The sequence below is a fragment of the Streptomyces sp. NPDC026500 genome (genome assembly GCF_055567635.1).
Genome location: NZ_JBVHQB010000064.1, coordinates 1 through 6847, shown reverse-complemented (window position 1 = coordinate 6847; position 6847 = coordinate 1). Strand labels below are relative to the sequence as shown.

The 6847-nt window shown below is 69.5% G+C and carries 5 protein-coding genes, 1 tRNA gene and 1 pseudogene; 3 read left to right on the top strand and 4 right to left on the bottom strand.

Features of this window, described 5'->3' with window-relative positions; genetic code table 11:
- The first annotated feature begins 368 nt into the window (after positions 1-368).
- The 3 genes from ACZ4N5_RS42960 to ACZ4N5_RS42950 all read left to right on the top strand — a co-directional run bounded on the left by ACZ4N5_RS42960 (position 369) and on the right by ACZ4N5_RS42950 (position 3127).
- Entirely contained in the window at positions 369-1832 is a 1464-nt protein-coding gene (locus ACZ4N5_RS42960) for a hypothetical protein (protein WP_467762400.1), read from the top strand.
- A gap of 269 nt (positions 1833-2101) precedes the next feature.
- A complete protein-coding gene (locus tag ACZ4N5_RS42955; RefSeq protein WP_467762399.1) occupies positions 2102-2869 on the top strand; it encodes an NPP1 family protein in 768 nt (255 codons plus the stop codon).
- A gap of 184 nt (positions 2870-3053) precedes the next feature.
- Positions 3054-3127 (top strand) — tRNA-Pro (locus tag ACZ4N5_RS42950).
- Between the two features lie 301 nt (positions 3128-3428).
- On the opposite strand, the gene ACZ4N5_RS42945 is transcribed toward ACZ4N5_RS42950, so the two are convergent.
- The 4 genes and pseudogenes from ACZ4N5_RS42945 to ACZ4N5_RS42930 form a co-directional block, all read right to left on the bottom strand.
- The gene (locus ACZ4N5_RS42945; protein ID WP_467762398.1) at positions 3429-3935 is read right to left on the bottom strand and encodes a nucleoside 2-deoxyribosyltransferase; all 507 of its coding nucleotides are present in this window, start codon (positions 3933-3935) and stop codon (positions 3429-3431) included.
- 522 nt (positions 3936-4457) lie between these two features.
- Complete coding sequence (locus ACZ4N5_RS42940) at positions 4458-5489, bottom strand: TerD family protein (protein WP_467762397.1); 1032 nt, start codon at positions 5487-5489, stop codon at positions 4458-4460.
- Between the two features lie 44 nt (positions 5490-5533).
- On the bottom strand, positions 5534-6175 hold the full coding sequence (locus ACZ4N5_RS42935; protein WP_467762396.1) for a hypothetical protein: 642 nt from the start codon (positions 6173-6175) through the stop codon (positions 5534-5536).
- A gap of 450 nt (positions 6176-6625) precedes the next feature.
- Positions 6626-6847 (bottom strand): annotated as a pseudogene (locus ACZ4N5_RS42930) (hypothetical protein); the annotation flags it as partial.

Below are 6847 nucleotides of genomic sequence, written 5' to 3'. Positions count from 1 at the left end.
CTGCAGACACTCCTCGCCCTCTGGACCGGCGCCTGCCCCACCTGCCACCGCGACATACCAACATCCATATCAACCTGACCAGGCACTACTAGGGCCTGGAGTGGTTCCGCCGCCTCGGCAGGCGGCGGGGCCGGGCCGGTCGATCCGCCTCCTTCGGCATCTGCTGACGCCGCATCATGTCCTTTGTCGAGCAGGTCGGTTGAGCCGTCGACGACTCTTCGGGTCGTTCCGGGCGGGGGTGGCGTACATCACCTCGGCGGACGTCGAAACGTGAGGCGGGGCTTCGCGGGTTCATGACACCCTCACCTCTGGTTACCCATCGGTAATCCCGAGTCACCCCCCACCCCCCTCAAGGACTGAACTTGCGTATCCGCAAGCGGGCCTCGCGGGCCGTCGTGCCCGCGCTCGCCGCATCCGCCCTCTTCCTCGCCGCCGGCTGCTCCGCGAGTTCCGCGGAGCCGTCCTCCCGGGCCGACCGCGCCCGTCCCGCCGCGGCCTCGGCCACCCAGGACGCCGGGCAACAGCTCGCCGTCGCCGCGGCCCCCGAGGTGGCGGCCACCTCGACCGCCGTCGCCCGGCCAGGCGCGCCGGGCGGCCGCGCGCACCGGGCCCCGCTCAAGGTGACGTCGTACGACAGAAAGACCAGACGGGCCGTCATATCTCCTAGGGGCGCGAGCGGTCCGGGCGGCAAGGGAACACCGTCGTCGTCCCCATCCCCATCTCTATCCCCGTCCCCGTCCGCCGGGAGCTCGGCCAAGCCGCACGGCACGGCCGTCGGCGACGTCATCGCCAGCGCCCCCGCCCCCGGCGCTCCCGACGGCCTCCTTGCCAAGGTGACCGAGGTGATCGGCCGGAGCGGCGACGGGACCGAGGTGCAGACCGCGCCGACGACCCTGGACGCGCTGCTCGGTGACGACGACGCCAAGGGCTCCGTCCCCGTCGACCCGGCGTCCTTCGACGTCGAGACACTGCTGCCGGACGTCCGGGTCTCCTGGGCCAAGGCCGGGGACGTCCATGTCGGCCCCGAGGGCGCGAAGGTTCCGCTCGGCAGCCTGCGGATCGATGTCGGTGCAAAGGTGGCCACGGCGCCCGGAGCACCCGCGTCGGCGTCGGCGTCCGTGTCCGGGTTCGTGCAGGTCGCGCCGGACGTCGACTTCTCCTACGGCGGTGACGCGGCCGGCTCCGGGCCCGGCGCCGCCTACCTCGGCGTCTCAGGCGACTGGGACGCACAGTGGGCGGTGAAGGGGCGCGCAGCAGCCTCTGCTCAACCCCGGCGGGTGCCGTTCGCGAAGCTGCATGCCGACCCCGTCCTCCAGGTCGGCCCGATTCCCGTCGTGGTGAATCTCGATCTGACCTGCTACTTCCAGATCGGCGCCGACGGAACAGTCACGGTCGACGTCGAACAGCGTCTCAAGGGCGACTTTAAGGCCGGCGGCACCTTCGGTCCTGCCCGGGGGTGGACGCCGGTCGACGAGTCGCACATGACGAGCAGTCCGGTTCGTACCTCCGTCAGCGCGGCGGGACGGGTGAAGGCGGCCCTCGGCGCGGAGGCCAGTGTCGGTCTCTATGGCGCCGTCGGTGTCACCGCCGACCTGGCCCCCTATCTGCGGGGCGAGGCCGCGGGCTCGGCCGACACCACGACGACGACCGCGACCGGGTCCACGGTGAAGACGGACGGCTCCGCGACGGGCGCCTGGGCTCTCTACGGCGGTGTCGACCTGACCGGCACTCTGCGGATGCAGTTGTCCGTCTTCGGCACGCCCGTGTTCCAACGTGCCATTCCGCTGGGCGCGTTGAACCGTGAGTGGAAGCTCGCCGACGGTCACGTGTAGTTCCTGCGCCTCCCGTGCCCGCTCGGAGACGGCAGGGCCACCTCCCTTGCCTGCCCGTCAACTTGCCTGGTGGGCAAGGGAGTTGTGCCACAAATGCCGTGGGTGCCCCCCCATGGACCTTCTCGCCCTCCCCATTGGCGTATCCGTCATCGCTCCGACACCCGCCACCTCTGGTGTTTTTCGCGCTCGCCCGGAAGGCTGACCGGGGCATGCCAAGACGACCGCCTGGTCTGCCCTGCCCCCACGCAGCGGTCGATCTGGAGGAAGCAGTGACAAGAAGCTCGCGGGCCCGCAAGGTCTCGCTCATCCTGGGCAGCGCCGTCGCGCTGGTCGTCGCCTTCCCTGGCAGCGCCCTCGCCGACCCGCCCACGGCCTTGCCCGGGAACGCGGACGGACTGGAGTCGACGTTCCAGCCGGCCTTCGACTACGACACCGACGGCTGTTACCCGACGCCCGCCATCGGCCCCGACGGCACCATCAACCCCGGTCTCAATCCCTCCGGGGCCCTGAACGGCCACTGCCACGACCCCTGGGACCTCGACAACACGAACGGGTACTCCCGCGAGAAGTGCAACAACGGCTGGTGCGCCATCATCTACGGCCTCTACATGGAGAAGGACCAGGCCGTCGTCGGCAGCGGCCTCGGCGGGCACCGCAACGACTGGGAGCACGTCGTGGTGTGGGTCCAGGACAACGAGGCCAAGTACGTGTCCACATCGGCCCACGGCAATTTCAACATCTACACCCGGGACCAGATCCGCTGGGACGGAACGCACCCCAAGGTCGTCTACCACAAGGACGGCATCGGCACGCACTGCTTCCGGCCCGCGAACACCAATGACGAGCCGCCGGAGAACTCGTACCACACCTGGCAGTTCCCGACGCTGGTCGGCTGGAACGGCTACCCCGCCGGGCTGCGCGACAAGTTGAGCGCCTACGACTTCGGCAGTGCCGTGTTCGGCCTCAAGGACGGCAACTTCAACTCCCACCTGACGAAGGCCAAGCCGGCCGGCATCCCGTTCGACCCCAACGCCTGACCGGCCCTGGGCGGCGGGTGACGCGCGCCGCGCCACCCGCTGACGAACCGGCCCGACCACCTCCGGCACGCCCGGACGACGACCCCTCCTGCGCTGGGACGATGACAATGCGTGCGCGGTCATCAACCGATGTGCGGTAAGGTTCGGGTGCGCGATCACGCGGGAAGCCGCGAGTGGGACGCATCGGGACGTGGCGCAGCTTGGTAGCGCACTTGACTGGGGGTCAAGGGGTCGCAGGTTCAAATCCTGTCGTCCCGACTTTACGAAGTCGCAGGTCAGGGGCCGTTTCAGAGAGATCTGAAGCGGCCCCTTGATCATTCCCGGGGACCCCGCACGGAACCTCGAACGAGCCCTCGCCCGCGAGGCCCTCCTTGATGCCGACCTCATCGACGCCGAACGGAACATCAGCCTCGTCTGCACTCGCCGGGAGCCCCTTCAGGCGCCCCTCACACCGCTCAGGGCCCGACCCGCACTCGCGGATCAGGCCCCTGACCTGGTGTGCGCATGCCGCGTACGACCCCTGCCCGCGTCCAGAGGGCGAACGGCGGAATGGCGCGGATTACGAGGTCGGACCCGCCGCCCCGGTCCCGGTGGCCCGGGACGCGAGCCGGTTGACGGTGTCGAGGACCTCGGTGGCGAGGGATCCGGTGTCCCCGATGACGAGGTAGGTGACGTCGGCGACCGTGTGGAGACCGCGGACGAGGAAGGCGTAGTCGTGGCCCTCTTCGAGGAGGAGGACGATCGGCTTGCCGAGGGCGGATGCCCAGCCGATCTCGATGTGGGTGCCGGGCGAGGCCGGGTGGCCGGGGAAGGCGACGAAGACGGTGCTGGCGGAGATCTCGTCGAAGTCCAGGCGGGCGCACTCGTCCGGCGTGAGGAATTTCGCTCCCCACGACTCGCGGCGGTGCGCGTTGTAGACGTGGTAGACCTCGGCTTCGAACCGGTCGATGAGGGCTTCGAAGCGGGCGCGGGCCGAGGTGTCCATGGTGCCGTCGGCGGCGACGAGGGCCTTGAACGGGCCGCCGAGGAACACACTGCGGGTCTGTCGGACGGTCGTGGTGGTCACTGCTTGAGCGGTCGGCGAGGACGGGTTCGCCGATCTCCAGGTCGGCGAAGCCGGCCTGGTCCAGGACGTCGAGGTAGGTCTGGCGGGGCCAGTGGTGGTCGACAAGTTCCAGTGGGGCGCTGCCGTCGGGCTGATCGAGGACGACCCGGCGGCGCTCGCCCGGGGCGTACACGCGGCCTGGTTCGCCACTGCGAAAGGTGGAGAACCGGACTCCCGTGGTGCCGGGGTTGGTGTCCAGTACGGCGTAGCGGGCCCCGGGGCGCAACCCGGGGCTGCCGGAGCCGGACCTGTCCGGCCTGGGGGACGTCGAGAGCTGGTGGTACTCCAACGGATACCCGGCCGACGACAAGAGGCGCCGGCCGCGTTCGAAGAGCTGCGCAGCATGGCCGTGTACGGGTCGAGGCGCGCGCCCTGGTCGTGAAGGCCATCGAAACTCTGCGCTAACCCGGACATGCCAATGTGTTTGCCCCACCACGTGGAGAGACGGGCCAACGTGCCCGCTGACGGCTTTTCAGACGTCCTCTATTCGACGTTTACGCCGTGGGCTCGGGCGAGTCCGTCGAGTCCGTCTGCCCGGCCCTGGCCGATGGCGCGGAGTTTCCACACGGGCTCGCCGTTGACGTTGTGCCGGTACAGCTCGGCGATGACCATGGCGCGGATGTCCGGGTCTGCGGGTGGGCTGAAGGACCAGCCGGTGCCGGTTACGCATTCCATGGTCAGGGCTGCGTGGGTGAGTGATCCGCAGGTCAGGCCGGTGTCGACGTCCATGTTGATAGCGACGGCGACACGCTGCACTCGGTCGGGCAGGGCGGACAGATGGATGACGGCGCGTTCGGCGGTGGACGGGCCTTGCGCGTGTTTGCCCAGGAGTCGTGCGGCACCGTTGGCGGTGGAGGGCTGGTTGTAGAAGACGAAGTCCTCCTCACCGGCCACTGTGCCGTCGTTGCCTGTGAGGAAGAGGGTGAGGTCCGCGTCGGCGCCGGCGAAGGTGAAGGCGATGCTCAGACCTTGCCAGGCTTCTTCAGGCAGAGCGAGGGTCTGCCCGGCCACGAGGGGAGACACCGTGGCGGGCGGCAGCGGGGGAGCGGGCGGCGGCTCGGCCAGGTGACTGTGCTTCCATTCGGCAAACGGCCTGATCCGGTACGGGTCGGCGGTTACGGCCCGGTCGTCGGGTGGGGTGTTGCCGCTCAGGGTGCTGTCAAGGCCGGCGAGGGACGGCTCACCGGATTCCGGTTCGTCGTGCGCGTGGTCCAGGAGTTCTTGCAGGCCCGGGATACGGGCGGTGTCCAGCGGCTTGAGCGTGCTGGAGAGGTTGCCGGAGACGGTGGTGGTGACCGAGCAGGCGACGTCCTGCTCGATGTCCAGGACGCGCAGCGCGTCCTCGGGTTCGCGCCATGGGGTGGTCTCGATCGCCTCGCGGGTCCAGCGGCCGTAGGCGACGAATCCGAGTCGCTGGGTGTCGGGCAGGCGGGTCAGCACGGCCATGTCGATGGCGGTGATACCGGGTGCGGTGGCGAAGCCCTCCTTGAGGGTGGCGATCACGTTGGAGCCCATGGCGGTCAGCCACCACAGGACCCGATCGCGTTTCGTCAGATTCTTCAGAGCCGGGCGGCCACTCGAGGTGAGCCCGGGTGCATCGAGTCGAAGTCCTGATGACGCATCAGAACGGACAGGACCGAACCGTCCACTCCGAGCGCGCAACCGGCCGCAGGGTTGTCCGAGAATGCGGCATTCACCGCTTCACAAACGGTGGCCTCGTCGTGGGCGAGCAGCGCATGCCACCAGTGCCCGGCTTCGTCTGTCAGCTGTTCACGCACCGCGCTCAGGCGTGCTGACTCGGCCGCCAGAAATGCGGGAGCATCGAGCTCGGCTCGCTGTTTGGCGCTGGCCCGCTCCGCACGGGCCAGCCACCCGACACCCTGCAAGTGAAACGTCTGGGCCTCGGCCAGCGCCCAGGGCAGACCCAGCTGCGGAGCATCCCCGATCACCGGCGGATGCGCGCTGGGAAAGGACTGCAAATGGACGCTGGTCGTCTGCCGCCGCAACTCCCGCAACTGCGCGATGGCCGCATCCCGATCAGCCTCCTGCTGCGCCCTCTCCGCTTGCCGGCGAGCGCGCTCCAGCTGCGCGGCGGAAGGGGCGACCGACCTGGACTGCGTGGTCCGGCGGGTGCTGGTCGTGGTCCGCCTGCTGCCTCTGAGGGAACTTGAGGCGTAGAAGGGGCCGAGTCCCGTCGACATTCGGGCACCGCGGCTGCCCACACTGATCCTCGCCGCTCGCGGCCCGACGGAGGTTCTCACCCCACGCGTCGAGACACGCACGCTCATGCCCGGAACACCAACACGAAACCCGAATCCCATGGCCCACCCCTCTCACTTGGGGACACAGTGTGGCACTGGCCCCGGCAGCGAGTGGCCATCCCTCTCATCGTGGCGTCTGCGGGAACTCCTGCCCGCCCTCCCGGCAGGTCTCACCGCTCGCATAGGACAAGGCGCGACTGGCCGACCCGGGCGTGCCTGACGAGCTCGCGTGAGGGCCCCAGCCGACCCGAATGGATCGGCACCCTTCTCCTCACAGGGGGGAACCAGTTGGGTCAGGTGGCCTCTACACCGTGAGGGGTCCGGATGCGCGGGAGCTGGACAATCCGAGGACGCCCAGACGGTCCGTGGGGGAGGGGCCGGGTGAGGAGGTCACCAGCCCAGCTCCTTGCGCTGCCTGAGCCGCTCCTCGCGCGTGATCGTGATCTTCAGCCGCTCAGGGCCCGGGGCCGTCCACGTGAGGGCCCGCGCATACACCTCGCGAAGGACGAACGTCCCACCCTTCACATCGGTGACGATGCCTTCCTTGTCGGCGTCCTCGTCCCATACCTGGTCGCCCACCCACGCCGTCCGCTGCTCGTCGCTCACTGGGCC

What these genes read in the sequence shown, in the direction of transcription:
- ACZ4N5_RS42940 (WP_467762397.1), bottom strand. Translation starts at nt 5,489, where the DNA reads ATGGGCTCCAACGTGATCGCCACCCTCAAGGAGGGCTTCGCCACCGCA.
- ACZ4N5_RS42935 (WP_467762396.1), bottom strand. Translation starts at nt 6,175, where the DNA reads ATGTCGACGGGACTCGGCCCCTTCTACGCCTCAAGTTCCCTCAGAGGC.